The sequence below is a fragment of the Kineococcus gynurae genome (assembly GCF_042433995.1).
In the GTDB taxonomy this organism is placed as follows: domain Bacteria; phylum Actinomycetota; class Actinomycetes; order Actinomycetales; family Kineococcaceae; genus Kineococcus; species Kineococcus gynurae.
On sequence record NZ_JBHLUI010000008.1, the window covers coordinates 407,110 to 433,110 of the forward strand.

Sequence of the window (26,001 nt, forward strand, 5' to 3'; positions counted from 1 at the left end):
CGCCGTCCCGGCGGGAGTCGGTTCCGGGGGAGGACGAGCGTGAGCGCAGCCGAGGTCCGCGAGCTGCTCCGGCAGGCCGCCCTGGTCTCCGCGCGGGTCTCGACCGCGCTGCAGGACAGCGGGTTGACCGTCGACCGGTGGCGGGTCCTGGCGCACGTCGCCGGCTGCGCGGAGCGGCCGCCGGCCATGTCCGAGGTCGCCGAGGAACTCGGGCTGAGCCCGGCGACGACGACCCGCACGGTCGACGCCCTCGTCGAGATCGGCGCGGTGTTCCGCGAGGTCGCCGTCGGTGACCGACGGCGGGTCGTCCTGCGTCCCTCCCGTCCCGGGATCGCCCTGCTGGCCTCCGTGGATCCTCTGGTCGCGGTGGCCGCCGCGGACGGACCCGTCGCCGCCGGACGCGGTGCCTGAGGGGGAGCACCCCGGCGGTGGCAGGACGGACCGGGCACGGTCCTGGCGGGCCCTGCTGGTGGCCCTGGCGCTGGACAACCTGGGGTCCGGGGCCTTCCTCCCGCTGACCGTCCTCTACCTGACCCGGGTGGCCGGGTTGTCGCTGGCCGTCGCCGGAACGGTCCTGGGAGCGGCGACCGCGCTCGGACTGCTGGTGCCCGTCGTCGTCTCCGCGGTGATCGACCGGGTGGGGCCCCGTCGCCTCGTGCTGCTCTCCCAGCTCGTGCAGGGGTTGGCCATGCTGGCGTACCTGACCGCAGGGGTCCTCGGGACCCGGGGTGCCGCCCCCGGGCTCGTCGTCGCCACGGCCGGCGGCGCCGCGCTCCTCGGGGCCGCCGGGACGCAGGTCTTCTACAGCTCACTGTTCACCCTGGTGGGGGCGACCGCACCGGCGGGCGCGCGCGACCGCCCCTTCGCCCAGGTCGAGGCGGTCCGCTCGGGCGCCTTCGGCCTCGGGGCTTTGCTGGCCGCCGGAGCGGTCGCGACCGGGGCGGGGGCGGGGTTGGTGGCCGCGGTCGTCGGCAACGCCGCGAGCTTCGTCGTCGCCGCGACGGTGCTCACCCGGGTCGGCGTCGACCCGGTCCCCGTCGCCCGACCGGGGCCGGAGCGGCCGGTCCCCCCGTGGCGGCACCGCCCGTTCCTGCTGCTGCTCCTCGTCATCCTGCTCACCGGGTTGGCCACCGACGTCTTCCTGCTGGGTTTCGCGGTGTTCGCGGTGGAGGGACTGCGGGTCGCGGCCTGGTTGCCCGGGGTGGCGGTGGCCCTGCTCACGGCGGTGTCGGCCGCGGGGACCCTGGCCGTGGTCCGGCTGACCCGGACGTGGGCCCGCACGGTGACCGTCGGCGTCGGCACGGTGCTGCTGCTGGGGTGGGCGGTCTCCCTCGTGCTCGCCCCGGTCCTGCCGCCCGGGCTCCGACCGGCCTGGTTGCTGGCGGGTGCCGTCGTCCTCGCGGTGGCGGGCCTGTTCGTGGGGACCCGGGTCCTCACGATGGCCGAGGCCACCGCGCCCGCCGCGGCCCGGGGCCGCTACCTGGCGACGGTGCAGTACGCCTTCAACGCCGCCCAGGTGCTGGCCCCCGCGCTCGTCGCCCTGCTCGCGGTGCGACCCTGGTTGCCGTGGGCGGCGGTCGCCCTCGCCGCGCTCGTCGCGCTGCTGCTCCTGCCGTGGTTGCACCGGATCCTGCCGACGGCCGCGGTGCGGCCGCCGGACGACGTCGGGAGGAACCCATGATCATCGTCGCCGGATGGCTCGCGGTCGCCGCGGACCGGCGTTCCGCCTACCTGGACGAGGCGGCCGAGGTGGTCCGTCTGGCCCGGGCGGCCGAGGGCTGCCTCGACTTCTGCCTCAGCCCGGATCCGTCGGAACCTGGCCGCATCCGCGTCGACGAACGCTGGGCGGACCGCGCCACCCTCGACGCCTTCCGCGGCGACGGCGTCCAGGGCGAGCAGGCGGCCGCCGTGCAGGCCGCCGACGTGGCCGAGTTCGAGATCATCGGGGAGCTCCGCCCGGGTTGACGTCGGGACCCCGGAGGTCGGTCAGGAGGGCGAGGTCGTGCCGGTCGACCGCCCGGGGCTCGTAGCCCTCGTGGAACGCGAGCTGCCGGCGCACGGACAGGCAACCGACCTCGACCCCGGCCAGTGACCCCGTGACGAAGCAGTCGGCGGGGTAGGAGAACTCGGCCCCGTCGAGACCGGCCTGCACGGCGGCTCCGACGGCGTCGAACCGCAGCGGGTGCACGTCGACCCAGCCCCGCCCGGGGGCGACGAGTTCGACCCGGACCGGCCGCCAGTCGGTCTCGACGGCGTAGCCGAGACCGTCCAGGGCGGCCAGGACCGCGCGCTCGTCCTCCGCCCGGACCAGCAGGTCCAGGTCCCGGTGCGGACGGGTCACCCGCCCCACCAGGGCATCGACACCCCACCCCCCGGCCACCCATACCGGTCCGACCGGGACCAGGGCGTCCAGGACGGCCCGGACCTCGTCCAGTTCCACGCCCGCTGCGTCCCCGCGCCCTCAGAACGAGGAGCGGGGAACCCCCTGACCCGGGTCGATGCGGACGGGTCCGGCGGCCGAGGGCCGGATGTCGACGTCGAAGATCGAGGTCGGCAGGTACACCGTCGCGCAGCTGTTCGGGATGTCGACCACCCCGGACAACCGGCCTTCGATCGGTGCGGCCCCGAGGATCATGTAGGCCTGCTCCGGGGTCCAGCCGAACGTCGTCAGGTAGTCGATGGCGTGCAGGCAGGCGCGCTGGTAGGACAGGTGGGAGTCGAGGTAGCGCTGCTCGCCGTCGAGGGTCACCGAGGTGCCGGAGAACGCCAGCCACTGCTCGAAGCGCGGGTCGGTCGTCCCCGGCATGAAGATGGCGTTCTCGGCGACGCCGTAGGTGTCCATGCCCCCACGGATGAGGTCGACGTGCAGGTCGATGAACCCGCCCATCTCGATGGCCCCGCAGAACGTGATCTCCCCGTCGCCCTGGGAGAAGTGGAGGTCCCCGAGCGAGAGGTTGGCCCCGTCCACGAAGACCGGGTAGAAGACCCGGGTCCCCTTCGACAGGTTCTTGATGTCCTGGTTCCCGCCGTTCTCGCGCGGCGGGGCGGTGCGGGCCGCCTCGGCCGCCACCCGGTCGAACTCGCTGCCCGACAACGTGCCCAGGATCGCCGAGTCGGGTTGGGGGGGCAGGGCGAGCGGGGGGACCCGGTCGGGATCGGTGGCGATGAGTGCGCCCTCGCGGGCGTTCCACCGCGACAGCAGGTCGGCGGACGGGGCGGTCCCCATCAGGCCGGGGTGGACGAGGCCGGGGAAACTCACGTGCGGGACGTGCCGCGACGTCGCGACCTGACCGGAGAAGTCCCAGACGACCTTGTAGGCGTCGGGGAACTGCTCGGTGAGGAAACCCCCGCCGTTCTGCGTCGCGAAGATCCCGGTGTACCCCCACCCCTGCCCGGCCAGCGGGCCGGAGTCCTCCTGCGGGATCGGCCCCACGTCGAGGATGTCGACGATCAGCAGGTCCCCGGGCCGCGCCCCCTCCACCGCGATCGGACCGGAGAGGACGTGGACGGAGTTCAACGGCGCGTCGCGGATGTCGTCGGCGGAGTCGTCGTTGCGGATCGCGCCGTCGAACCACTCGCGGGCGTGGACGCGGAAACTGTCTCCCGGCCGGACGTGAACCTGGGCCGGGATGTCCGGGTGCCAGCGGTTGTGCCCGACCAGCGACTGGTCGGTGAACGACCGGGTGGAATCCAGCGGGAAGACGACCTCGGGCATCGGACATTCCTTCCGTTCAGGATCCGGGTGGTGGTCCTAGGGGCGGGGCAGCCTGCGGTGCAACGGGTTCGTCGAGACCGGCGGGCGACGGGACGAGGTGGGCAGAGCGCTCGTCACGAACGGTTCCGCGGCGCTGCGGGCGGTCCGGTCGAGCAGGGTCCGGGCGGCCGGGTCACCCAGCGACAACCGCGGGGCCAGGATCCGGCGAGGGGAGGGGCCGCTGCACGCCGGGCAGTCCTGCTCGGGCTCGGCGGTACCGATCGGGGCCCGCACGTCGAAAACCCCGTCGACCGGGCAGAGGTACGTGTAGACCGCCACCTCGGTGAAACTAAACCCGAGGCCGAGGCGGGGTCAACGGGTTCCCGCGGCGGAGGGGGTCACGGGCGGGGCAGCCGGAGCATCCCTTCCTGCGCCACGGTCGCCAGCAACCGTCGCTCGCGGTCGTAGAGCCGGCCGGTCGCCAGGCCCCGGGCCCCGGAGGCGGCCGGGGAGGCGGTGACGAACAGCAGCCAGTCGTCGGCGCGCGCCGGGTGGTGCCACCACATGGCGTGGTCGAGGCTCGCGACGCTGATGCCCGGGGTCGCCCAGGCCAGGCCGGAGCGGCGCAGCACGGGTTCCAGGATCGTCACGTCGGAGGCGTAGGCCAGGGCCGCCCGGTGCAGCACCTGGTCGTCGTCGCGGCCGGGCAGGTCCAGCGGCAGGCGCAACCAGACCGACTGCCGGTCGACGGGGTGCGGGTCGGGGGTCAGGTACAGCGGGGGCTCGACGTGGCGGATCTGCACCGGCCGCGCGGCCAGGTGCTCGAGCAGGCGGGCGGGGGTCGCCCCGCCCATGGCCTCCTCGTCCGGGGCCAGGTCCTCGGGGTCGGGGACGTCGGGGGCCGCCTCGGCGTGCTCGAGGCCCTCGGCGGCGGTCTGGAACGAGGCGATGCCCGAGAGGATCGGCACCCCGTCCTGCAGCGCCTGGACCCGGCGGGCGGAGAAGGACCGACCGTCGCGCAGCCGCTCCACCGCCAGGTGCACGGCGACGTCGGGGTCGCCGGGGCGCAGGAAGTAGCCGTGGAAGGAGTGCAACGCCCGGTCGGGGTCCACCGTGCGGCCCGCGGCGACCGCGGCCTGCCCGAGCACCTGGCCGCCGAACAGGCGCGGTCGCCAGTCGGGGAGGTTCGCCCCGGAGAAGGTGTCGGCGGTACCGGGCACCGGACGCACGTCCAGGACGTCGAGCAGGGTCGGGGCGTCGGTCATGGGGCGAGGCTAGGGGGTGCCGCGCAGCCACCGGGGCGGTGAGGGGCCGGGCGCGGACCTGTGCGGCAGGCCCCCGCGACGGGGGTTCCCGCGCGCGCCGGAGCCGGGGGCGGGTAGCGTCGCGACGGTGTTCGCCGCCAGAGCCGTCCGCGCCTGTCCCGACGATCCGTTGGCCGCGCTCGAGGTCGGCGAGGGGGAGGCGGGCGCGCCGCCCGCGGGGTGGGTCCGGGTCCGGGTTCGCGCCGCCGCGCTCAACCGTCACGACCTGTGGAGCCTGCGCGGGGTGGGCTTGCCCGCCGGAGAACTACCGATGGTGCTGGGGTGCGACGCGGCCGGCGTCACCGACGACGGCTCCGAGGTGGTGGTCCACGCCGTCGTCACCGACGACGACGTGCGCGACGACGAGACGCTGGACCCACGCCGGACCCTGCTGTCCGAGCACCACCCGGGGACCCTCGCCGAGGAGGTCTGGGTCCCGGCCCGCAACGTGCTCCCGAAGCCCGCCGGGTGGACCTTCGAGCGGGCGGCCTCGGTGGGGACGGCATGGTTGACCGCGTACCGGATGCTCTTCACGCAGGCGCGAGCCGTGCCGGGGCAGACCGTGCTGGTCCAGGGCGCAGCGGGTGGGGTCGCGAACGCGGCCGTGGCGCTGGGTGCGGCGGCCGGTCTGCGGGTGTGGGTCGCCGGGCGCTCCCACGAACGGGTCGAGCGTGCGCTCGCCTGGGGGGCGGCGCAGGGTTTCGCGACCGGGGAACGGTTGCCCGAGCGCGTGGACGTCGTGGTGGAGACCGTCGGTCGCGCCACCTGGAAGCACTCCGTGCAGTCGTTGGTCCCGGGGGGCTGCATCGTGGTCGCCGGGGCCACCAGCGGCGGTGACCCGTCGGCGATGCTGGAGAACGTCTTCTTCCGCCAGCTGCGGGTGCTCGGCTCGACGATGGGGACGCTGGCGGAGTTCCGGCGCCTGCTCCGGTTCTGCGAGACCGCCGACCTGGGGCCGGAGATCGACTCCGTGCACCCGCTGACCGAGGCCCGGGAGGCCTTCGCCCGGTTGGAGTCCGGTGACGCCGTCGGGAAGGTCGTCTTGACGCTCCCCGGGACGAAGGGGTAGGAGGAAGACGTGTTCCTGGACGCACCGCGCCAACTCGTCGGAGATCGACTGGACGAGCGGCGTCAGCTGCTCGAGACCCGCGAGGAGGTGCAACCCCTGCGGGAGTGGCACGCCCGGTGGGTCGGGGAGGGGATGCCCGAGTTCGACCCGGCGGAGGCCGGGGTCGGGGCCCAGGTGCTGTTCGTGATGGACCGGCCCCAGGGGGCGGCCAAGCCCGACGGGTCCGGGTTCGTGTCGGTCGACAACGACGACGACGCGGCCGAGCTGACCTGGTCGTTCCGGCACGAGGCCGGGCTGGACGAGACCCGGGTCCTGATGTGGAACGCGTACCCGTGGTGGTCGGACAAGGCCCCGGACGCGGCGGGCCGCATCCGCGGGCTCAAGGCGTTCAAGGACCTGCTGCCGCTGCTGCCACGGTTGTGCGTGGTGGCCTTCTGCGGCACCGAGGCCCAGAAACTCCGGAAGAACCCCACCCTGCACCTGGGGCACACCGTGGGGGTGGACCTGCCCCAGTTCGCCGCGCGGGCGTTGCGTCAGGCCGGTCGTGAGGACCAGATGCGGCAGGGTCTGACCCGGATCCGCAACCTCGTGGCCTGATCCGCCGGCACCGCCCTCCCGGGACGGCGGCCCCCGGACGACCGACGGCCCCCGCACGCCAGGCGTGCGGGGGCCGTTCGTCTCCCCGGGGGAGGGTCAGCCGCGGGGGAGGCGGTCGCGCAGGGTCTGCAGCTGGGTCGGCAGCTCGGCGGGCAGCCGCTCGCCGAACGTGGTGAACCACTGCTCCAGCTGGTCGAGCTCGGCGTTCCAGGAGGTCGGGTCGACCGAGAACAGCTCCTCGAGGTCCCCGACCGGGACGTCCAGACCCTCGAGGTTCAGCGCGTCGACCCCCGGCACCAGGCCGAGCGGGATCTCCTCGGCCCCGGCCGAGCCCTCCACGCGGCGGCAGATCCACTCCACGACGCGGGAGTTCTCGCCGAACCCGGGCCAGAGGAACCGGCCGTCGTCACCGCGACGGAACCAGTTCACCCCGAACACCTTGGGACGCTTGTCGTCCGGGAGGGACGAACCGACCGAGAGCCAGTGCGCGAAGTAGTCGGCCATGTTGTAGCCCGCGAACGGGAGCATCGCGAACGGGTCGTGCCGCAGTTCCCCGACGGTGCCCTCGGCGGCCGCGGTCTGCTCCGAGGAGATGGTCGCGCCCAGGTAGACGCCGTGCTCCCAGTCGCGCGCCTCGAGGACGAGGGGGACGTTGCTGCGGCGACGACCGCCGAAGAGCACCGCGTCGATGACGACGCCCTCGGGGGCGTCGAAGTCGTCGGCGATCGAGGGGCACTGGGCCGCGGAGACGGTGAACCGGCCGTTCGGGTGGGCCGCGGTGGTCCCGGACTCCGGGGTCCAGTCGTTGCCGCGCCAGTCGGTGAGGTGCTCGGGCACCTCGTCGGTCATGCCCTCCCACCACACGTCGCCGTCGTCGGTCAACGCGACGTTGGTGAAGATGGTGTTCTCACCGATCATCTGCATCGCGGTGGGGTTGGTGGACCAGCCGGTGCCGGGCGCCACGCCGAAGAACCCGGCCTCGGGGTTGATGGCGCGCAGCGTGCCGTCGGGGCCGGGGCGCATCCAGGCGATGTCGTCGCCGATGGTCTCGACCTTCCACCCCGGGATGGTCGGCTGCAGCATGGCCAGGTTGGTCTTGCCGCAGGCCGAGGGGAACGCCGCGGCCAGGTGGTGCACGCGGCCCTCGGGGGAGGTCACCTTGATGATGAGCATGTGCTCGGCCAGCCAGCCCTCCGAGCGGGCCATCACCGAGGCGATGCGCAGGGCGAAGCACTTCTTGCCGAGCAGCGCGTTGCCGCCGTAGCCGGACCCGAACGACATGATCTCGCGGGTATCGGGGAAGTGGGCGATGTACTTGTGCTCGTTGCACGGCCAGGCCATGTCCGGACGGGAGCGGCCGAGCGTGTCGACCAGGGGGTAGCCCACCGAGTGCAGTGCGGGGACCCACGCGGTGTCCTCGGTGATGGCGTCGAGGGCGGCCTGGCCCATCCGGGTCATGATGCGCATGCTGACGACGGCGTACGGGGAGTCGGTGAGCTGCACCCCGAGCTGCGAGATCGGGCCGCCGACCGGGCCCATCGAGAAGGGCACGACGTACATCGTGCGGCCGCGCATGGAGCCGGAGAAGACGCCGTTGAGCTCCTCGCGCAGGGCGTTGGGCTCGCGCCAGTTGTTGGTCGGGCCGGCCTCCTCCTGGGTGGCCGCGGCGATGAAGGTGCGCGACTCCACCCGGGCGACGTCGCTGCTGGAGGAACGGGCGAGGAAGCTGCCCGGGCGCTTGGGGACGGGGATCAGGGTGCCCGCGGCCACCATCTCGGCGGTCAGGCGGTCGAACTCCTCCTGGCTGCCGTCGCACCAGACGACCTGGTCGGGCTGGGTGAGGCGGGCCACGTCGGAGACCCAGGCCAGCAGCCGCCGGTTGCTCGTCGGCGCCGCGGAGAGCGTGGGCCGGTCGGAGGAGTCCTCGAAGGACTGCTCGCGGTCGGTACGGGCGGTGGTGCGCTCGGCCATGGTCGTCACGTCAGCGGGTCCCCTCGGTCGGTTGCCTGGTCGTTCGGGCGGTCGTTCGGTTGCTTGACTTCAACGTTGACGTCAGCGCAAGCCCCGAACAAGGCGGATGGGGGGTGAAGATCGACCGATCTTCACTTATCGTGAAGCCATGCCGTTGCGCGTCGCCGCCCTCGAGAGCCTGACCGAACCCCCGGACCGGGAGGTGGTCGCGCCTCCCACCGACGTCGACGCCCTCAGCGTGGGGCGGCGCATCCGGCAGCACCGGCAGGCGGCGGGGTTGACGCTGGCCGAGCTGGGCGACCGCATCGGCGCGGCGCAGAGCCGGCTGTCGCAGATCGAGAACGGCAAGCGCGAACCCCGGCTGTCCCTGATCACCGCCGTCGCCCAGGCCCTCGGGATCACTGCCTCCGACCTGCTCGACGCGGCCCCGCCGACCGACCGCCGCACGGCGCTGGAGCTGGAGCTGGAGCGCAGCCAGCGCAGCACCCTGTTCCGCACGCTCGGCATCCCCGAGGTGCGGTTGAGTCGCAAGCTGCCCACCGACGCGCTGGAGGCCCTGGTGGCCCTGCAGCGGGAGCTGGTCCGCCGGCACGACGCGGCGAACGCGACCCCGGAGGAGGCCCGACGGGCCAACATCGAGATCCGTCAGCTCATGCGCCGGGTGGACAACTTCCTCCCCGAGATCGAGGAGGTCGCCGAGGAGCTCGTGCGCAGCGCCGGCTACACCAGCGGGGCGCTGACCCACCGCACGGTCGCGCGGATGGCGGCCGACCTGGGGTTCACCATCGTCCACGTCGAGGACCTGCCGCACTCCGCCCGGACGGTCACCGACCTCGCCCACGGGCGCATCTACCTCCCGCCGGCCTCGATCCCGGGCGGCCACGGGCTGCGTTCGCTCGCGCTGCAGGCCCTGGCCCACCGGGTGCTCGGCCACGAGCGTCCGAGCAGCTACACGGACTTCCTGCGGCAACGGCTGGAGATCAACTACTTCGCCGCGTCCTGCCTGATGCCGATGTCGGCCTCGGTGGAGTACCTCTCCAACGCCAAGGCCGAGAAGGACCTCGCCGTCGAGGACTTCCGCGACGCGTTCGGCGTGACCCACGAGGCGGCGGCGCACCGGCTGACCAACCTGCTGACGTCGCACCTCGGGATCCCGGTGCACTTCCTCCGGGTCAACGACGACGGCGTCCTCTACCGCGGCTACGAGAACGACGGCGTCCCGTTCGTCGAGGACAACGACGGGGCGATCGAGGGACAACCCGTGTGCCGCCGGTGGACCGCGCGCGAGGTGTTCTCGGTGCGCAACCGCACGACCGAGAACTACCAGTACACCGACACCCCGGCCGGGACGTTCTGGTGCTCCTCGCAGACCGGGGCCACCCGGGAGGGCGAGTTCTCGATCACGATCGGCGTGCCCTACGTGCACGCCAAGTGGTTCCGGGGCCGCGACACCCGGGTCCGGGCCAAGAGCTCCTGCCCGGACGCGAGCTGCTGCCGCCGTCCCGACGGCGAGCTCGCCGCGCGGTGGGCGGGTCGGTCCTGGCCCAGCGCGCGGCTGCACAGCCAGATCCTGGCGCCGCTGCCCTCGGGGTCGCACCCGGGTGTCGACGACAACGACGTCTGGACGTTCCTGGACTCCCACGCCCCGCGCTGAGGGCAGGTCCTCCTAGTCCTCGAAGGTGTTCAGCAGCGAGTGCGCGGCCCGGTCGAGGTAGTCCCAGAGCACGCCGTGGGCGGCGGGGGAGAGGTCGAGGGAGTCGACCGCCGCCCGCATGTGGGTCAGCCACCGGTCGCGCGCGTCGGGGTTGACCTTGAAACCCCCGTGACGCATCCGGAGGCGCGGATGTCCGCGCTGCTCGGAGTAGGTCCCCGGCCCGCCCCAGTACTGCTCCAGGAACATCCTCAGACGCTGCTTCGCGGGTCCGAGGTCGGCCTCGGGGTACATGGGGCGCAGGACCTCGTCGGCCGCGACCCCGCCCTCTCCGTCCACCCCGTCGTAGAACCGGTCGACCAGGGTCACGAAGGTGTCGTGCCCCCCGACCTCGTCGTAGAACGAGACGGTCCGGCCCCCGGCGCCGCCGGGCGTGCGGCCGAGGAGGTTCTGCGGGCGGGAGGGAAGGCTCACCCGGCCATTCTCGCCGACCGCTGCCCCGCGTCGGTGGCGCCGGTGGCCAGCGCGCGCGACCGGGCCTCCGCGGTCTTGGTGATGTTCGCCTGCATGCCCCCGAACACGATGCCGTGGAAGGGGGTGACCGCCGCCCAGTAGGCCTGACCCGCGAGTCCACGGGGGTGGAACAGGGCCCGCTGGCGGAACAGGGTGCGCCCCAGCGCGTCCCGCTCGACGTGCAGCTCCAGCCAGGCGAGCCCGGGGACCCGCATCTCGGCGCGCAACCGGATCATCCGGTTCTCCACCCGCTCCTCGACCCGCCACCAGTCGACCGCGTCGCCCACGATGAGGTGCTGGGGGTCGCGGCGGCCGCGGCGCAGCCCCGGCCCACCGGCGTAGCGGTCCATGATCCCGCGCAGCGACCAGGCGGTGGGCCAGGAGTACCAGCCGGACTCCCCACCGATCCCCTCCAGCACCGACCACAGCACCTCGGGCGGGGCGTCCACCACCGTCGTGCGCTCGTCCACGTAGAGGTTGCCGCCGGCCCAGTCGGGGTCGGAGGGCAGCGGGTCGCTCGGCGCACCCGGGACCGAGGCGGAGGACCAGCGGGTGACGACCTGGGCCTCGGAGATCTTCTGCAGGGCCAGCCCGACCGCCTCCTCGAAGCCGATCAGCCCGTCCGGCGGGTCGGCGACGTAGCGGGCGACGTCGTGCTCCTTGCAGACCACCTCGTGGACCAGGCTCTCGACCAGCGGCTGGGCGATCTCCTTGGGCACCGGCGTGACCACGCCGACCCAGTGGCTCGACAGGCGGGGGGTCAACACGTTGATCGGCAGGATGTAGCGCTTGGGCAGGCCGGCCACCGCGGCGTAGCCGCGCATCATGTCCAGGTACGTGACGACGTCGGGACCCCCGATGTCGAAGCCCCGGTTCACCTCTGGCGGCATGTCGGCCGAACCCACCAGGTAGCGCAGCACGTCGCGCACGGCGATGGGCTGGATGCGGTTCTTCACCCAGCGCGGGCAGATCATCGCCGGGAGCCGCTCGGTGAGGTAGCGCATCATCTCGAAGCTCGCCGAGCCGGAGCCGAGGATGACCGCGGCCCGCAGCACGGTGGTCGGCACCGGGGAGTCCAGCAGGATCTCCCCGACCTCGCGTCGCGACTCCAGGTGGGTCGAGAGCTCCTCGCCCTCGGGGTAGAGCCCGCCCAGGTAGATCATCCGGCCGACCCCGGCCTCGGCCGCCGCGCGGGCGAACGTGCGCGCGGTCCGCCGGTCGCGGGAGGAGAAGTGGTCGCCCCCGCTCATCGCGTGGATGAGGTAGTAGGCGACGTCGACCCCCTCCAGCGCGGGACGGAGCTGCTCGGGGTCGGAGGCGTCGCCCTGCACGACCTCGACGTCGTCGATCCACGGCCGGTCGCGCAGGGACTCCGGGCGCCGGGCGAGGGCCCGGACCCGGAACCCGTTCTCGAGGAGCACGGGGACCAGACGGCCCCCGATGTAGCCGGTCACGCCGGTCACGAGCGCGAGACGGCCGGCCCCGTCGACGAAGGGTTCCAGGCTGGCGGTCCGGGACGAACTCATGCCGGAAGTCTCGGCCGCGCCCGCGCGGGGCGCGAGCCGAGACGATCAGCGGCGACGGGGGACGGTCCTCACCCGTCGCGGCCTCCGGTGGCGCCGCTCAGCCGCGGCGTGGCGCCGGGGTCTCGCGGTCGGCCGTCGGGGTGCTCGCGCCCGCCGACCCCGCGCCCGCGGCAGGACCCTGGCCGCCGGGGGCCTGGGCGGACTCGGCCGCCACGTCGGCCTCGCTGGGCGGCGGCGGGTGGCACTCGTCGTGCACGGTGCTCGCGGCGCGCGCGCCGGCCCGCGGGGCCCGCGGCGGGTGACGCTCCTCGTTGCGCAACCAGACGGTGCTCTGCAGGTAGGGGATCTCGATGCCCTCGGCGTCGAAGACCGCCTTGATGCGCCGGCGCAGCTCCCGCTGCACGGCCCACTGCTGCAGGGGGGCGGTCTTCACGACCAGGCGCAGGACGACCCCGCCGGTGTCCATGGCCTCCACGCCCCAGACCTCGACCGGGCCGATGACCAGGGCCTTCCACTCGTCCTCGGCCGCGAGCTTGTCCCCGACGCGCTGCAGCACCTCGTGCACGTGGGAGAGGTCGGACTCGTAGGTCACCGAGACGTCGATGACCGCGCGGGCCCAGCCCTGGCTCTGGTTGCCGACCCGCAGGATCTCGCCGTTGCGGACGTACCAGACGGTCCCGTTCACGTCGCGCACCCGCGTCACCCGGAGCCCGACCGCCTCGACGGTGCCCGAGGCGTCCCCGAGGTCCACGACGTCGCCGACGCCGTACTGGTCCTCGGCCAGCATGAAGATGCCGGACAGGAAGTCCTTCACCAGGCTCTGCGCCCCGAACCCGAGCGCGACCCCGACGATCCCGGCCGAGGCGATGAACGGCGCGATGTTGAGGTCGAGCTGGGCCAGCACCATGAGGACCACGAGCACCCCGATGACGAGGGTGGCCGTGCTCTTCAGGACCGAGCCCAGCGTCTCGGCGCGCTGGTGGCGGCGCTCCGAGAGCAGCGGGGAGCTCTCCATCAGACCGTTGCGGCGCCCGGCGTTGCGGGTCACCCGCGCCCCGCCGGCCGCGATCCCGGCCACCGTGCGGTCGATGACCTTGAGCAGCAGGTAGCGGGCGACGAAACCGATCACGAGGATGAGCAGGACCTGGACCAGGACCGAGGAGATCAACCCGGCCCAGCTCGATCCGGTCCAGCCGTGGACCACCCCGCAGATGTTGGGCGAGTCGGTGGTGCAGACGTCGTTGGCCAGCGGACTGGCGGTCCCCGTGAGGACTCCGTCGGGCAGGGTCAGGCCGAGCACGGTCGAGGGTTCTCCTTGGTGCGTCGTCGGTTCGGTCGTGCGTGCGTGCGTGCGGTCGTGCGTGCGGTCGTCCGGTCGTTCGGGGGTGGCCGGCTCCCGGCCCGCTCAGTCCCGTCGGACCGAGAGGTCCAGGCCGGTCCGGTCGGCCGCGAAGCACAGGGTGTCGCGGACCAGGCGGGCCCCGCGAGTCAGGGACCGGGACCCGTGCCCCACGTCGGCCTCGCGCCGGAGCAGGACGGGCGCCTCCTCGGCCGTGGCCGTGGTGGCGTGCTGCAGGGCCGCGCACATCTTGCGCGCGTGCAGCGGGTCGACCCGGCTGTCACCGTCGAAGACCGTGAACAGCACCGCCGGGTAGCGGACCCCGGGCCGGACGTGGTGGTAGGGGGAGTAGCCGAGCAGCCACCCGAACTCCTCCGCGTCCGCGGCCCGACCGTACTCGTCGTTCCACGTCGCGCCCAAGCCGTGCTCCTCGTAGCGGAGCATGTCGAGCAGCGGCGCCGAGCACAGGACGGCCCGGTACAGCGCGGGCTCCTGGACGCAGACGGCCCCCACCAGCAGCCCCCCGTTCGAGCCGCCGGAGACGCACAGCTGCTCGGGCGTCGTCCAACCGCCCGCGACCAGCGCCCGGGCCGCCGCGTGGCAGTCGTCGAACACGTTCTGCTTGTGCTCGCGCATGCCGGCCCGGTGCCACTCCTCCCCCTCCTCGCCGCCGCCGCGCAGGTTGGCGACCACGTAGACCCCGCCGGCCTCGACCCAGGCCAGCGCGTCGGGGGCGTAGTGGGGGGCCAGGCTGATCCCGAAGCCCCCGTAGCCGTAGAGGATGGTCGGGGCGGGTCGGGGGGGCCCGCCCTCGGCCGTCAGGGCGTCGGCCCGGGCCACCACGCGCATCCGGACCACCGTCTCGTCGCGGCTGCGGAACTCCACCAGTCGGCTCACGACGTCCGGCACCCGCACCGCCCCCGGCGGGCGGGCCACCACCTCGAGCACACCGGTCCGGGCGTCGAAGCGGTGCACCGCGGCCGGGGTGGTCGTGTCGCTCCAGCCGAACCAGAGCTCGGGCCCGCCCTCGGGCCGGGTGAGCAGACCGCCGACCGATCCGGCCCCGGGCAGCGCGACCGTGCCGGCGCGACCCGGACGGCGCTCGCCGGTGGCCAGGTCGTGGACGGTCAGCTCGGCCACGGTGTGCCGGGTCCAGGCCGCGACCAGCAGCGGCTCGGGGAGGTCGGGACCGTCGAGCACGGCGACGTCGTCGAGGACGGCCGCGGGGTCGCGGTCGGGGGCGTCGGCGGCCAGGACGTCGCGCCAGTGCTCGGGACCGGGGCGCTGCGGGGTGGCCACGGCGAGCCGCCCGCGCGGTGCGTCGAGGTCGGTGACGACGTAGAGCCGACCGTCGCGGCCCACCCAGGCGCCGGTCTGGGCGTCGCGACCGACCACCACCTCCGTGAGCACGGGCTGCGCCGCGTCGCCCGCCCCCAGGTCGGCGATCCAGACGTCGTTGCGCGGGGCCGTCCCGTCGGAGGCGCTGACCACGAGCCAGCGTCCGTCGCGCGAGGTCCAGACCCCGTAGTAGGTGGTCATCGGCCGCCCGGCACCGAAGACCTCGGTCTCGGTGGCCTCCTCCGGGCGCTGCGGGTGGAAGCGGCGCAGCACCACCCGACGGTGGTACTGCCGCTCCGCCTCGGGCAGCTCCTCCGGGGGTCGACGGCGCACGTAGAAGAAGGCCCGGGTGCCGTCCGCGGCCACCGGCAGCCAGGCGACGGGGGAGTAGCGGGCCCGGTCCAGCGCGGGACCCACGTGCTCACCGGTGGCCACGTCGAGGACGCGCAGGACGCTCTCCTCGCTGCCGCCCTCGGAGACCTGGTAGGCCAGCAGGTCGCCCTCGACGTCGGGCCGCCAGGAGTCCAGCGTGGTCGTGCCGGCCGGGTCGATCGCCATCGGGTCGACCAGCACCCGCGAGTCGCCGTCGGCCTCCTCGACGTGCAGCACCGCGTGCTCGGCCTGCGGTTCGCGCCGGGTCCGGAACACGCGTCCGCCGCGGTGCACCGGGGCGCCCACCGACCCGGTCGCCATGAGGTCGAGGACCCGGCGTTCCACGGCCTCGCGGGCGGGAAGGCCCTCCATCGCCCGCGCGAACCGCTCGTCCTGCTCCTGCGCCCAGGCGCGGGTGCGGGGACCGGTCGCGTCCTCCAGCCACCGGTAGGGGTCGGCCACCGCGTGCCCGTGCCGTTCCTCGACGAGGTCGGAGCGCGGTGCGAGGGGGGTGTCCTGCGGTGCGGGGGTGTCCTGGGGCTGGCTCACCCCGGTCACTGTAGGCAGGGGGCCCGACACCACGGCCGCGTCCGGTTCCCTCACCGGGGACACGCCCGGCCGCCGCGCGGGCTGGGCGCGCCGCTGCGGGGTCGCTCTGGCAGAGTCGTCGCGTGTCGCACGCCTGGTCCGGATCGCCGTCCGCCGCCGACGTCTCCGAACGTCCCTCCGCCCAGCTCAGCGCCCTGGCCGAGTCCCTCGGCGTGGCCACCTCCTTCACCGACTGGCAGGGCCGCACCACCGAGGCCTCCCTCGGCACCGTCACCGCCGTGCTCACGGCGATGGGCCTCGACGTCTCGGACCCGGCCGCGGTCGCGGCCAGCGCCGAGGAGGTCCGGTTGCGGCCCTGGCGACGCACCCTGCCGCCGATCGTCGTGGTCCGGGAGGGACAGCTCGCGCTCGTCCCCGTCCACGTGCCGCACGGGGATCCGGTGGAGCTCGTCGTCGAGATCGAGGACGACGAGGGGTGGGCTCCCCTGCGCCAGGTCGAGCGCTGGGTCGACCCCGTCCACGTCGACGGACGACTGACCGGCCGGGCGACCTTCGAGGTCCCCGACGACCTGCCCCTGGGCTGGCACGTCCTGCGGGCGCACTCCCCGGCCGGGGAGGTGACCTGCCCGCTCGTGGTGACGCCCGACGTCCTGGAGCTGCCGGACCTGCTGCAGACGCGCCGCGTCTGGGGGGTCCAGGCCCAGCTCTACTCCGTCCGCTCCCGGGCCTCCTGGGGCGTCGGCGACCTGGCCGACCTGGCCGACCTCGCCGCCACCGCGGCCGGTCAGGGAGCCGGATGGGTCCTGGTCAACCCGCTCGCCGCGGCCCAACCGGTCCCCCCGATGGAGTCCTCGCCCTACCTGCCCACCACCCGACGCTTCGTGAACCCGCTCTACCTGCGGGTGGAGGACGTGCGGGAGTACGGCTACCTGCGACCCGAGGACCGCCGCGCCGTGGAGGCGCTGGCCCGCGAGCTGCGTCCGCTCAACGCCGATCCCGGTGAGATCGACCGGGACCGGGTCTGGACGGCGAAGCGGGAGGCCCTGCAGATCCTCTTCGACCACGGTCGCAGTCCGGCCCGGGAGGCCGCGTTCCGTCGTTACTGCACCTCGGAGGACCCGGGGCTGACCGGGTTCGCGCAGTGGTGCGCGCTGGCCGAGACCCACGGGCTGTCCACCGCCGACTGGCCCGCGACGGCCCGGACCCCGGAGGCCGCCGCGGCGTCGGGGGCGCTGGACGACCTCGCCGACCGGGTCGACTTCTACCGGTGGCTGCAGTGGCAGTGCGACGAGCAGCTGCGCGACGCCCAGGACTCGGCCACCGCGCCCGGGACGGGACCGGGCATCGTGCACGACCTCGCCGTGGGCGTGCACCCCGACGGGGCGGACGTGTGGACGCTGGGTCCGGCCCTCGCCCGCGGGGTCACGGTCGGCGCGCCGCCGGACCCGTTCAACCAGCAGGGGCAGGACTGGTCGCAACCGCCGTGGCGGCCCGACGCCCTGGCCGAGCAGGCCTACACCCCGTTCCGGGACATGGTGCGCACCATCCTCCGCCACGCCGGGGGCCTGCGGGTCGACCACGTCATCGGCCTGTTCCGGCTCTGGTGGATCCCCGAGGGCGCTCCGCCCACCGAGGGCACCTACGTCCGCTACGACCACGACGCGCTGATCGGCATCCTGGCCCTCGAGGCGCAGCGGGCCGGGGCCGTCGTGGTCGGGGAGGACCTCGGCACGGTCGAGCCGTGGGTGCGGGACTACCTGGCCGAGCGCGGGGTGCTCGGGACCTCGGTGCTGTGGTTCGAGTTCGACGGCGACGAACCCCGTGACCCCCGGCGCTACCGGGAGCTGGCCCTGTCCACGGTCACGGTCCACGACCTCCCGCCCACCGCGGGATACCTCGCCCAGGAGCACGTGGCCCTGCGCGAACGGCTCGGGCTGCTGACGCGACCCGTCGAGGAGGAGCGCTCGCGCGATCGCGCCGAGCAGGAACGCATCCTGGAACGGGTGCGGCGCAGCGGCTTCCTCGACACGCTCCCGGACCCGGACGGTCAAGGGGGGCCGGACGAGCAGTCCGTGGTCGAGGCCCTGCACCGGTACCTGGCGACGTCACCCTCGCTGATGCTGGGGGTCTCCCTGGTCGACATGGTGGGTGACCACCGCACGCAGAACCAACCCGGGACGGCGCTGGAGTACCCGAACTGGCGGATGCCGCTCTGCGGCCCCGACGGCGCGGTCGTCCTGCTGGACGACCTGGGGACGGACGCCCGGGCCCGGTCGCTGGCCAAGGCCGTCGACGAGGCGGTCCGGCCGGCCTGACGGCCCGCGCCCGACATCCGGCTGACGACGCGGCCGGCGACGCGGCCCACGACGCACCCGGCCCGCACCTCCTTCCGGAGGTGCGGGCCGGTGTCGTTCAGGTCAGACGTCGCGTTCCTGGGCCCGCAGCGCCCGGGCGACGCCGTCACGGTTCTCGAGGACCAGCCGGCGCAGGGCCGGCGCGGCGTCGGGGTGCTCCTCCAACCACGCGTCCGTCCGGTCCAGCAGGTCCGCGTCGGCCAGTTCCAGCGGGTAGAGACCGGTCACGATCTGCTGGGCCATCTCGTTGGTCCGGTCCGCCCAGACCCGGGTCAGGGAGGCGAAGTAGGGCTCGACGAAACCGCGCAGCAGCTCGGGATCGGCGACGCGGGTGAACCCGGCGATCGCGCTGGCGGCCATGGCGTTCGGGAGGTCCCCCCGCTCGACGACCCGGTCCCAGACGGCCTGCTTCGCCTCGGCCGTCGGCATCGCGGCGCGGGCGGCCGTCGCGGCCCGCGCCCCGTTGGCCGTGTTGTCGGCCGCCTGCTCGGCAGCGATCTCCGCCTCACCCATCCGCCCGGCGGCCACCAGCGAGGTCAGCAGCACCCAGCGCAGGTCGGTGTCGACGTCGAGCCCCGGCAGGCTGGTCGTCCCGGCGAGCAGCCCGGCCACGGTGTCCAGCGGCTGCCCGTCCCGGGCCGCCGCCGCGAGGGCCCGGACGAACTGCAGCTGCGTGTCGCTGCCCGGCTCGGCCGTCCGGAGCAGCTCGAGCAGGGCCTCGGCGCTGCGGGCGGAGACCTCGGCCCGGGCGGCCGGGGCCACGTACAGGTCGACCGTCGTCCGCAGCTGGCGCAGCAGCACCAGGAGCACCGTCGAGTCCGGCCGGCTGCCCGGGTCGCCCGGCAGCAGCGTCGACAGCAGCAGGTCGACGTAGGACCGGGCGGGGGACTCCCCGTCGCGCGTCATGTCCCACAGGGCCGCCGCCACCAGGGCCCGCGGCAACGAGTCCTCGAAGGCGTTGAGCCGGTCGAGCGCCGTGGTCAGCGAGGCGGGGTCCAACCTGATCTTGGCGTAGGCGAGGTCGTCGTCGTTCACCAGCAGCAGGTCCGGACGCCGGGTCCCCACCAGGTCGGGCAGCTCGGTCACCGCCCCCGCGACGTCCAGCTCGATGCGCCGCGTCCGGTGCAGCCGACCGTCCTGCAGGTCGTAGGCGCCCAGCGCCAGCCGGTGCGAGCGCAGGTGCGGGTGCGCGGTCGGCGCGGTCTGCTCCAGACGGGCCGCGGTGATCACCCCGTCGGCGTCGACCTCCAGCACCGGGCGCAGGGTGGCGACCCCGGCCGTCTCCAACCACTCCTGCGACCACACGCCGAGGTCGCGGCCCGAGGTGGCCTCGAGCTCGACCAGCAGGTCGCGCAGCTCGGTGCTGCCGTAGGCGTGCTTGCGGAAGTAGGCGCGGACCCCGCCCAGGAACTCCTCGCGGCCCACGTAGGCCACCAGCTGGCGCAGGACGCTGGCGCCCTTGGCGTAGGTGATCCCGTCGAAGTTCACCTCGACGTCCTCGAGGTCGTTGATCGCCGCGACGATGGGGTGGGTCGTCGGCAGCTGGTCCTGCCGGTAGGCCCACGACTTCTCGAGCGAGGCGAAGGTGGTCCAGGCCCCGGTCCATTCGGTGGCCTCGGCCGTGGCCAGGGTGCTGGCGAACTCCGCGAAGGACTCGTTGAGCCACAGGTCGTTCCACCAGCGCATGGTCACCAGGTCGCCGAACCACATGTGGGCCAGCTCGTGCAGGACCGTGACCACCCGACGTTCCACCGTGGCCTCGGGAACCTTGGACCGGAAGACGTAGGCCTCGGTGAAGGTGACCGCGCCGACGTTCTCCATCGCCCCGGCGTTGAACTCGGGGACGAAGATCTGGTCGTACTTGGGGAAGGGGAACGGCAGGTCGAACTCGCGCTCGTAGAACGTGAACCCGGCACGGGTCGCGTCCATGACCGCCTCGGCCTCCAGGTGCGGCAGCAGGGAACGACGGCAGTAGACGCCCAGCGGGACGGTGCGACCGTCGGCGCTCGTGAGCTCCCCGGTGCGGCCCTCGTAGGGCCCGGCCACGACCGCGGTCACGTAGGAGGACAGGCGCGGCGTGGGGTCGAACCGCCACCGCCGCGCGTCCCCGCCGTCGCGGGGGCCGACAGTCTCGACGGAGGCGACCGGCATGCAGGAGAACACCTGCCAGTGCGCGGGGGCGGTCACGTCGAAGCGGAACTCCGCCTTGAGGTCGGGCTGCTCGAAGACCGCGAACACCCGCCGGGAGTCGGCGACCTCGAACTGGGAGTACAGGTACACCTCGTCATCGACCGGGTCGACGAACCGGTGCAGCCCCTCCCCGGTGTTCATGTAGGCGCAGTCGGCCACCACGACCAGCTCGTTGTCCTGGGCCAGGCCCTCGAGCGAGATGCGGGCGCCGTCGAACACGGCCGCGGCCTCCAGCTCGGTCCCGTTGAGCCGGACCGTCTCGACGCGCGGGGCGATCAGGTCGACGAACGTCGCCGACCCCGGGGTGGCCGAGAAGCGCATCGTCGTGCGGGAGCGGAAGGTCTCCGCCCCCACCGTCAGGTCCAGCTCGACGTCGTAGGACTGCGCGCGCACGATCCCGGCGCGCTGGCGCGCCTCCTCGCGCGTCAGATTCTCCCCGGGCACACCCACGTCCTCTCCTCCGACCGGCACCGCCCTGGAGGTCGGTGCCGCCACCTCTCCTCGGCGACAGCTGCGCACTCTGCCACGCCCCTGCGACACGTGCTCCGGCCCGGGGTGTCCCCCCGCGCGGGCGGGGGCAGGATGACCCTCATGAGTGCTGCCACCGCCGACTTCTGGTTCGACCCGCTGTGCCCCTGGGCCTGGATGACCTCCCGCTGGATGCTCGAGGTCGAGAAGGTCCGCGACGTCGAGGTGCGCTGGCACGTGATGAGCCTGTCGGTGCTCAACGAGGGGCGTGACCTCCCCGAGGAGTACCGCGAGCTGATGACCAAGGGCTGGGGCCCGGTCCGCGTCGTCACCGCGGCGCGCGCCGCGCACGGCGACGACGTCGTCCTGCCGCTCTACACCGCTCTGGGCACCCGCATCCACCCCGGTGGGGACAAGGACTTCGACCGGGTCGTCGCCGAGGCGCTGGCCGAGGTCGGCCTGCCCGCCGAGCTGGCCGCCGCCGCCACCTCCGAGGAGCACGACGAGGCCCTGCGCGCCTCCCACCAGGAGGGCATCGACAAGGTCGGGCAGGACGTCGGCACCCCCGTCGTGGCCTTCGACGACGTCGCCTTCTTCGGCCCCGTCGTGACCCCCGCCCCGAAGGGCGAGGCGGCCGGGCGGTTGTGGGACGGCTGCCTGCTCGTCGCCGGGACCCCCGGTTTCTTCGAGCTCAAGCGCACCCGCACGCAGGACCCGATCTTCGACTGACACCCCGCCGCAGGGCGGGGGCCCGCGCTCTGGGAGGCTCCCGCCATGCGCGTCCACATCGGCACCGACCACGCCGGATTCGAGCTCAAGGAGCACCTCGTCGCCCACCTGCGGGGGCTGGGGCACGACGTCGTCGACCACGGCGCCCTCGTCTACGACGCCGTCGACGACTACCCCCCCTTCATCCTGCGCACCGCGCAGGCGGTCGTGGACGAGCCCGGCAGCCTCGGCCTCGTGCTCGGCGGTTCCGGCAACGGCGAGCAGATCGCCGCGAACGCGGTGCCCGGCATCCGGGCCGCCCTGACCTGGTCGGTCGAGACGGCCCGGCTGGCCCGGGAGCACAACGACGCCCAGGTCGCGGGCATCGGGGCGCGCATGCACACTCTCGCCGAGGCGGCCCTGATCGCCGAGGCGTTCGTGACGACCCCGTTCTCGGGCGAGGCCCGGCACCAGCGCCGCATCGACCTGCTCACCGCCTACGCCGAGACGGGGGAGCTGCCGCCGCTGCCCCAGCCCTGACCCGGGCGGGCCCGACCCGCGAGGGGTGCCATGCCCGAGGGCCACACCGTCCACCGTCACGCCCGGGAGCTGGCCCGGCGCTTCCGAGGTGCCCCGGTCCGGGTGAGCAGTCCGCAGGGCCGCTTCGGCGACGGGGCCCGGGCGCTGGACGGCAGGGAGGTCGTGGGCACCGACGCCCACGGCAAGCACCTCTTCCTCGACGTGGCGCACGAGGCCGACGAGCCGGCCCGCACGCTGCACGTCCACCTCGGGCTCTACGGCAAATGGACCTTCGGCACGGGGGAACCGCCCGCCCCGCGCGGTCTGGTGCGTGCCCGGCTCGAGAACGGCGAGCACTGGGCCGACCTCCGCGGTCCCACGGCCTGCGAGGTGCTGGAGCCCGAACAGGTGTCCGCGGTCCACGAGCGCCTCGGTCCCGACCCGTTGCGCGGGGACGACCCGGGGCCGGCCCTCGCCCGGATCGGACGGTCGCGGGCCCCCGTGGCCGGGCTGCTCATGCAGCAGGAGGTCGTCGCGGGCGTGGGGGTCGTCTACCGCGCCGAAGCGCTCTTCCGGGCGGGACTCGACCCCTACCGTCCCGGTCGGGCCGTCGGCGAGGAGACCCTCGGTGAGCTCTGGTCCGACCTGCGCGAGCTGCTGCGCACCGGGGTCCGGGCGGGGCGCATCGTGACGACGCGGCCCGAGCACCGGTCCCGCCCGACGGGGCGGGTCACCCGCGCCGACGCCCACTACGTCTACCGACGCACGGGAGAGCCGTGCCGGGTCTGCTCGACCCCGGTGGCGCACGCCGACCTGGCCGGTCGCCACCTCTACTGGTGCCCGCGCTGCCAACCGGGGTGACCGCCGGACCACCCCGCGGACCGATCGCGGTTAGTGTTCAGATGTGCACGCAGAGCGATGGCGCCCGGTGGTGCGCCAGGTCCGCGCCTGGGGTCGTCGGGGCCGGCGCGTGCTCGCCCGACCGCCCCAGAACCCGACCGTCGTCGTCCTCGCCGTCCTGACGGTCCTCATCGGTCTCGGCGCGAGCCGCACCCAGCTGGTCCCGCTCACCGCGCTCATCCCGGTCGTGCTGCTCGGCGCCTCGCTCCTGCGGTTGGAGCGCATGCTCCTGCTCGTGGGCGTCGCCCTGCTGGCCCTGGCCCTCGTCACGCACGGTCGGTGGGGAACCGCCCGTCCGGTGCAGCTCAGCCTCATCGTCACGCTGGTCCTGACGTTCGGGTTCGCGCTGGCGTTCGCGCGCAGCCGGGGCCGGCTCGGGCTGGCCGGGTTCCTCGGCGAGGCGATGCTGGTGGAGCTGCGCGAGCGTCTGCTCGACCAGTCCGCGCTGGAGGCGACCCCGCAGGGCTGGTCGGTGGAGGGGCTGCGCCGTCCGGCCCACGGGGACGCGTTCTCCGGTGACGTGCTCCTGTCGACCCTGGCCCCGGACGGACGGACCCTGGAGATCTGCCTCGTCGACGTCTCGGGCAAGGGGCAGGACGCGGGGGTGCGCGGCCTGCTCCTGGCCGGGTCCTTCGGCGGGTTGCTGGGAGCGGTCGCCCCGGGATCGTTCCTCACGGCCGCCAACCGCTACGTCCTGCGCCAACGCTGGACGGAGGGCTTCGCGACCGCCGTGCACCTCTCCGTCGACCTCGATCGCGGTGACGTCGTCGTCTCCACCGCGGGCCACCCGCCCCCGGTCCGGTTGGTGTCCGGACGGCCCTCGGTGCTCGAGCTGCCCGGTGCGGGGCCTGCCCTCGGCCTGCTGCCCGACCCGCCCTTCCCGGTGACCCGGCTGCACCTGGACCCGGGCGACGCCCTGCTCGTCTACTCCGACGGGGTGGTCGAGCACCGCGACGCCGACCTGGAGGAGGGCATCCGACGACTGGCCGTCGAACTGGGTCGCCAGCCCGACCCGCGGGACGGCACCTTCCTCGCCCGCCTCGTCGACGACTTCGCCCCCGGGGAGTCGGACGACCGCACGGCCTGCCTGGTCCGACGCCAGGAGCCGCGCCCGGTCTGAACCGACCGGGTCGGCGCCGGTCCGGGGCGGGCCTCCGGCCGGAGGGGTCAGGGCCGCAGCAGGTCCCGGGCGAGGTCCAGGGCCACCCGGTGCAGCAGCGGGCGCGCCTGCGCCACGCACGTCTCGGCGGGTTCGCCCAGGTCGGTGAGGGCGATCGCGGCGGCGAACCCCGCGGCCCGCCAGCGGTCCTCGGTGAGCGCGCGCCGCCCGCTCAGCACCACCACCGGCGCGCCGGCGGCCGCCGCGGCCCGGGCCACCCCGACCGGTGTCTTGCCGCCCAGGGACTGCTCGTCGAAGGAGCCCTCGCCGGTGACGACGAGGTCGGCGTCGGCGGCTCGTCCGGCGAAACCGGCCAGTTCCAGCACCACGTCGATCCCGGGGCGCCGCCGGGCGCCGAACAACCCGAGGGCCGGGAGCCCGAGACCTCCGGCCGCCCCCGCCCCCGGGAGGTCGCGCGCCTCGGGCACCCCCGCTGCGGCGAGGGCGTCGGCGAGGCGGGCGAGACCGGCGTCCAGACGTTCGACGTCGCGGGGGTCGGCCCCCTTCTGCGGTCCGAAGACGGCGGCCGCCCCCCGGGGCCCGAGCAGCGGGTTGTCGACGTCGGCGGCCAGGGTCCACCCGACCCCCGCCAGTCGCGGGTCGAGACCGTCGAGGTCCACCCGGGCCAGGTCGAGCAGGGCGCCCCCGCCCCCGGGCAGCTCGCGCCCGGCGGCGTCGAGCAGCCGGGCGCCGAGCGCCTGGAGCATCCCGGCGCCGCCGTCGGTGCTCGCACTGCCCCCGACGGCGAGGACCACGCGGCGGGCCCCGTCGTCGAGGGCCGACCGGACGAGCTCCCCGGTGCCCCGGGTCCCCGCGGTCAGCGGCGCGAGCCCGTCCGGCAGCCGGTCCAGGCCGTCGGCCTGGGCCATCTCGACCAGGGCGTCCTCGCCCCGGCGGGCGAGCACCGCCTCGTGCACCCGGCCGGTCGGGCCGCTCACCACCCGGGTCAGCGGGCGCCAGCCGGCGGCGAGCGCCGCCTCGACCGTCCCCTCCCCGCCGTCGGCGACCGGGACCTCGGTCGTCCGGACCTCGCGTCCCACCTCGGCCGCGGCCTGCGCGAACGCGTCGGCGACCGTCGCGGCGACCTCGGCGGCGCTCAGCGAGCCCTTGAACTTGTCGGGGGCCAGGACGACGTGCGGGACGCGGTCGGCGGGGAGTCTCAGCACCCGCGCCAGCCTAGGCGGGCGATCCAGCCTGGCGGGGTGCGATCACGGGACGTGCGGGCACCGGACGGCACGATCTGGTCGGTCCGGGTCGAGTTCCTGCCCCGGTGGCGGTACCTGTCGGCCCGCTTGTCGGCCTGGAAGCGGCGGCGCCGGGCCGAGAGCGAGGGTGGGGGGCCGCTCGGAGACCTCGACGACCTGCTCGTCGGTCTCGCCCTGATCCTCGGCGCGCTCACGGTCGGCCTGCTCGGCTGGTTCGTCGTCGTCCCGCTGCTGCTGCTGCTGGTGACCGACGCGGTGGTCGTCACGGTCCTCGTGGTCACGGCGGTCCTGGCCCGGCTCGTGCTGCGGCGCCCGTGGACGGTGCGCGCCCGGCCCCTCGTCGGGCCGCGGCTGCGCGAACCGGGCTTCGCCAAGGCGGTGGTCGGTCTGCGGGCTGCCAGGCGGCTGCGGGAGGAGTTCACCGCGCAGCTCGCCGATCCCCTCGCCCCGGGAACGACGAAGCCGGTCCGCGCGAGGCGGACCGGCTCCGGTGGAGCGGGTGACGAGAATCGAACTCGCGTAGCTAGTTTGGAAGACTAGGGCTCTACCATTGAGCTACACCCGCAGACGGCCCG

General features: G+C 74.4%; 22 protein-coding genes and 1 tRNA gene. 11 read left to right on the forward strand and 12 right to left on the reverse strand.

Going from position 1 to position 26,001, the window contains the following annotated elements:
• Positions 1-39: 39 nt before the first annotated feature.
• The 3 genes from ACFFKU_RS08340 to ACFFKU_RS08350 are packed head-to-tail and all read left to right on the forward strand — an operon-like array spanning position 40 to position 1,965.
• Complete coding sequence (locus ACFFKU_RS08340; RefSeq protein WP_380137113.1) at positions 40-411, forward strand: MarR family winged helix-turn-helix transcriptional regulator; 372 nt, start codon at positions 40-42, stop codon at positions 409-411.
• Positions 404-1,681 (forward strand): MFS transporter, encoded by a 1,278-nt coding sequence (locus tag ACFFKU_RS08345; RefSeq protein ID WP_380137115.1) that lies wholly within the window; start codon positions 404-406, stop codon positions 1,679-1,681. Before ACFFKU_RS08340 ends, ACFFKU_RS08345 begins: the two co-directional genes overlap by 8 nt.
• Positions 1,678-1,965, forward strand: coding sequence for a putative quinol monooxygenase (locus ACFFKU_RS08350; RefSeq protein ID WP_380137116.1), 288 nt, complete (start codon positions 1,678-1,680; stop codon positions 1,963-1,965). The genes ACFFKU_RS08345 and ACFFKU_RS08350 overlap by 4 nt, the downstream gene beginning before the upstream one ends.
• On the opposite strand, the gene ACFFKU_RS08355 is transcribed toward ACFFKU_RS08350, so the two are convergent.
• Genes ACFFKU_RS08355 through ACFFKU_RS08370 form a run of 4 tightly spaced genes read right to left on the reverse strand, consistent with a single transcriptional unit; the run spans position 1,940 to position 4,959 of the window.
• Positions 1,940-2,440 (reverse strand): nucleotidyltransferase domain-containing protein, encoded by a 501-nt coding sequence (locus tag ACFFKU_RS08355; protein ID WP_380137117.1) that lies wholly within the window; start codon positions 2,438-2,440, stop codon positions 1,940-1,942. The genes ACFFKU_RS08350 and ACFFKU_RS08355 overlap by 26 nt on opposite strands.
• A 21-nt stretch (positions 2,441-2,461) precedes the next feature.
• A complete protein-coding gene (fmdA, locus tag ACFFKU_RS08360) occupies positions 2,462-3,715 on the reverse strand; it encodes a formamidase (RefSeq protein ID WP_380137118.1) in 1,254 nt (417 codons plus the stop codon).
• Positions 3,716-3,751: 36 nt separating this feature from the next.
• On the reverse strand, positions 3,752-4,033 hold the full coding sequence (locus tag ACFFKU_RS08365) for an FmdB family zinc ribbon protein (RefSeq protein ID WP_380137120.1): 282 nt from the start codon (positions 4,031-4,033) through the stop codon (positions 3,752-3,754).
• A 59-nt stretch (positions 4,034-4,092) separates the two neighbouring features.
• Positions 4,093-4,959, reverse strand: coding sequence for an acyl-CoA thioesterase (locus tag ACFFKU_RS08370; RefSeq protein ID WP_380137121.1), 867 nt, complete (start codon positions 4,957-4,959; stop codon positions 4,093-4,095).
• Positions 4,960-5,086: 127 nt separating this feature from the next.
• Here ACFFKU_RS08370 and ACFFKU_RS08375 point away from each other — a divergent pair, with 127 nt between their 5' ends.
• Together ACFFKU_RS08375 and ACFFKU_RS08380 are read left to right on the forward strand one after the other, a co-directional pair.
• The gene (locus tag ACFFKU_RS08375; RefSeq protein ID WP_380137122.1) at positions 5,087-6,067 is read left to right on the forward strand and encodes a zinc-binding dehydrogenase; all 981 of its coding nucleotides are present in this window, start codon (positions 5,087-5,089) and stop codon (positions 6,065-6,067) included.
• A gap of 9 nt (positions 6,068-6,076) precedes the next feature.
• Positions 6,077-6,664: a uracil-DNA glycosylase family protein gene (locus ACFFKU_RS08380; RefSeq protein ID WP_380137123.1), complete on the forward strand. Its 588-nt coding sequence runs from the start codon at positions 6,077-6,079 to the stop codon at positions 6,662-6,664.
• A 96-nt stretch (positions 6,665-6,760) separates the two neighbouring features.
• On the opposite strand, the gene ACFFKU_RS08385 is transcribed toward ACFFKU_RS08380, so the two are convergent.
• A complete protein-coding gene (locus ACFFKU_RS08385) occupies positions 6,761-8,635 on the reverse strand; it encodes a phosphoenolpyruvate carboxykinase (GTP) (RefSeq protein ID WP_380137125.1) in 1,875 nt (624 codons plus the stop codon).
• A gap of 148 nt (positions 8,636-8,783) precedes the next feature.
• Here ACFFKU_RS08385 and ACFFKU_RS08390 point away from each other — a divergent pair, with 148 nt between their 5' ends.
• Positions 8,784-10,289, forward strand: a complete 1,506-nt coding sequence (locus ACFFKU_RS08390; protein WP_380137126.1) for a helix-turn-helix domain-containing protein — start codon at positions 8,784-8,786, stop codon at positions 10,287-10,289.
• Between the two features lie 12 nt (positions 10,290-10,301).
• Here ACFFKU_RS08390 and ACFFKU_RS08395 read toward each other — a convergent pair whose 3' ends face one another.
• From ACFFKU_RS08395 to ACFFKU_RS08410, 4 genes are all read right to left on the reverse strand, one after another.
• Positions 10,302-10,760: a globin gene (locus ACFFKU_RS08395; RefSeq protein ID WP_380137127.1), complete on the reverse strand. Its 459-nt coding sequence runs from the start codon at positions 10,758-10,760 to the stop codon at positions 10,302-10,304.
• A complete protein-coding gene (locus ACFFKU_RS08400; RefSeq protein WP_380137128.1) occupies positions 10,757-12,325 on the reverse strand; it encodes an SDR family oxidoreductase in 1,569 nt (522 codons plus the stop codon). The genes ACFFKU_RS08395 and ACFFKU_RS08400 overlap by 4 nt, the downstream gene beginning before the upstream one ends.
• Positions 12,326-12,422: 97 nt before the next feature.
• Positions 12,423-13,625 carry a mechanosensitive ion channel family protein gene (locus tag ACFFKU_RS08405; protein WP_380137130.1) on the reverse strand — a complete coding sequence of 401 codons (1,203 nt, stop codon included), beginning with the start codon at positions 13,623-13,625 and terminating at the stop codon, positions 12,423-12,425.
• A 105-nt stretch (positions 13,626-13,730) separates the two neighbouring features.
• Positions 13,731-15,923: a prolyl oligopeptidase family serine peptidase gene (locus ACFFKU_RS08410; RefSeq protein ID WP_380137132.1), complete on the reverse strand. Its 2,193-nt coding sequence runs from the start codon at positions 15,921-15,923 to the stop codon at positions 13,731-13,733.
• 122 nt (positions 15,924-16,045) lie between these two features.
• Between ACFFKU_RS08410 and malQ the strand changes: the two genes are divergently transcribed.
• Positions 16,046-18,238, forward strand: coding sequence for a 4-alpha-glucanotransferase (gene malQ, locus ACFFKU_RS08415; RefSeq protein ID WP_380137133.1), 2,193 nt, complete (start codon positions 16,046-16,048; stop codon positions 18,236-18,238).
• Positions 18,239-18,340: 102 nt separating this feature from the next.
• Here malQ and pepN read toward each other — a convergent pair whose 3' ends face one another.
• Positions 18,341-20,911 (reverse strand): aminopeptidase N, encoded by a 2,571-nt coding sequence (gene pepN, locus ACFFKU_RS08420; RefSeq protein ID WP_380137135.1) that lies wholly within the window; start codon positions 20,909-20,911, stop codon positions 18,341-18,343.
• A gap of 147 nt (positions 20,912-21,058) precedes the next feature.
• Here pepN and ACFFKU_RS08425 point away from each other — a divergent pair, with 147 nt between their 5' ends.
• The 4 genes from ACFFKU_RS08425 to ACFFKU_RS18505 are packed head-to-tail and all read left to right on the forward strand — an operon-like array spanning position 21,059 to position 24,182.
• Positions 21,059-21,664, forward strand: coding sequence for a mycothiol-dependent nitroreductase Rv2466c family protein (locus tag ACFFKU_RS08425; protein ID WP_380137136.1), 606 nt, complete (start codon positions 21,059-21,061; stop codon positions 21,662-21,664).
• Positions 21,665-21,709: 45 nt separating this feature from the next.
• Positions 21,710-22,183, forward strand: coding sequence for a ribose-5-phosphate isomerase (locus ACFFKU_RS08430; protein WP_380137137.1), 474 nt, complete (start codon positions 21,710-21,712; stop codon positions 22,181-22,183).
• A gap of 30 nt (positions 22,184-22,213) precedes the next feature.
• Positions 22,214-23,023 (forward strand): Fpg/Nei family DNA glycosylase, encoded by an 810-nt coding sequence (locus tag ACFFKU_RS08435; protein WP_380137139.1) that lies wholly within the window; start codon positions 22,214-22,216, stop codon positions 23,021-23,023.
• Positions 23,024-23,066: 43 nt separating this feature from the next.
• A complete protein-coding gene (locus ACFFKU_RS18505; RefSeq protein WP_380155507.1) occupies positions 23,067-24,182 on the forward strand; it encodes a PP2C family protein-serine/threonine phosphatase in 1,116 nt (371 codons plus the stop codon).
• 47 nt (positions 24,183-24,229) lie between these two features.
• On the opposite strand, the gene ACFFKU_RS08445 is transcribed toward ACFFKU_RS18505, so the two are convergent.
• Both ACFFKU_RS08445 and ACFFKU_RS08450 read right to left on the reverse strand, forming a co-directional pair.
• The gene (locus ACFFKU_RS08445) at positions 24,230-25,387 is read right to left on the reverse strand and encodes a glycerate kinase (RefSeq protein ID WP_380137141.1); all 1,158 of its coding nucleotides are present in this window, start codon (positions 25,385-25,387) and stop codon (positions 24,230-24,232) included.
• Positions 25,388-25,917: 530 nt separating this feature from the next.
• A tRNA-Gly gene (locus tag ACFFKU_RS08450) sits at positions 25,918-25,991 on the reverse strand.
• Between the last annotated feature and the right edge of the window lie 10 nt (positions 25,992-26,001).

Bases quoted from the DNA above. Each gene is read 5' to 3' on its own strand.
- ACFFKU_RS08350 (WP_380137116.1), top strand. From the start codon at position 1,678: ATGATCATCGTCGCCGGATGGCTCGCGGTCGCCGCGGACCGGCGTTCC.
- fmdA (WP_380137118.1), bottom strand. From the start codon at position 3,715: ATGCCCGAGGTCGTCTTCCCGCTGGATTCCACCCGGTCGTTCACCGAC.
- ACFFKU_RS08370 (WP_380137121.1), bottom strand. From the start codon at position 4,959: ATGACCGACGCCCCGACCCTGCTCGACGTCCTGGACGTGCGTCCGGTG.
- ACFFKU_RS08385 (WP_380137125.1), bottom strand. From the start codon at position 8,635: ATGGCCGAGCGCACCACCGCCCGTACCGACCGCGAGCAGTCCTTCGAG.
- ACFFKU_RS08390 (WP_380137126.1), top strand. From the start codon at position 8,784: ATGCCGTTGCGCGTCGCCGCCCTCGAGAGCCTGACCGAACCCCCGGAC.
- ACFFKU_RS08400 (WP_380137128.1), bottom strand. From the start codon at position 12,325: ATGAGTTCGTCCCGGACCGCCAGCCTGGAACCCTTCGTCGACGGGGCC.
- ACFFKU_RS08425 (WP_380137136.1), top strand. From the start codon at position 21,059: ATGAGTGCTGCCACCGCCGACTTCTGGTTCGACCCGCTGTGCCCCTGG.
- ACFFKU_RS08430 (WP_380137137.1), top strand. From the start codon at position 21,710: ATGCGCGTCCACATCGGCACCGACCACGCCGGATTCGAGCTCAAGGAG.
- ACFFKU_RS08435 (WP_380137139.1), top strand. From the start codon at position 22,214: ATGCCCGAGGGCCACACCGTCCACCGTCACGCCCGGGAGCTGGCCCGG.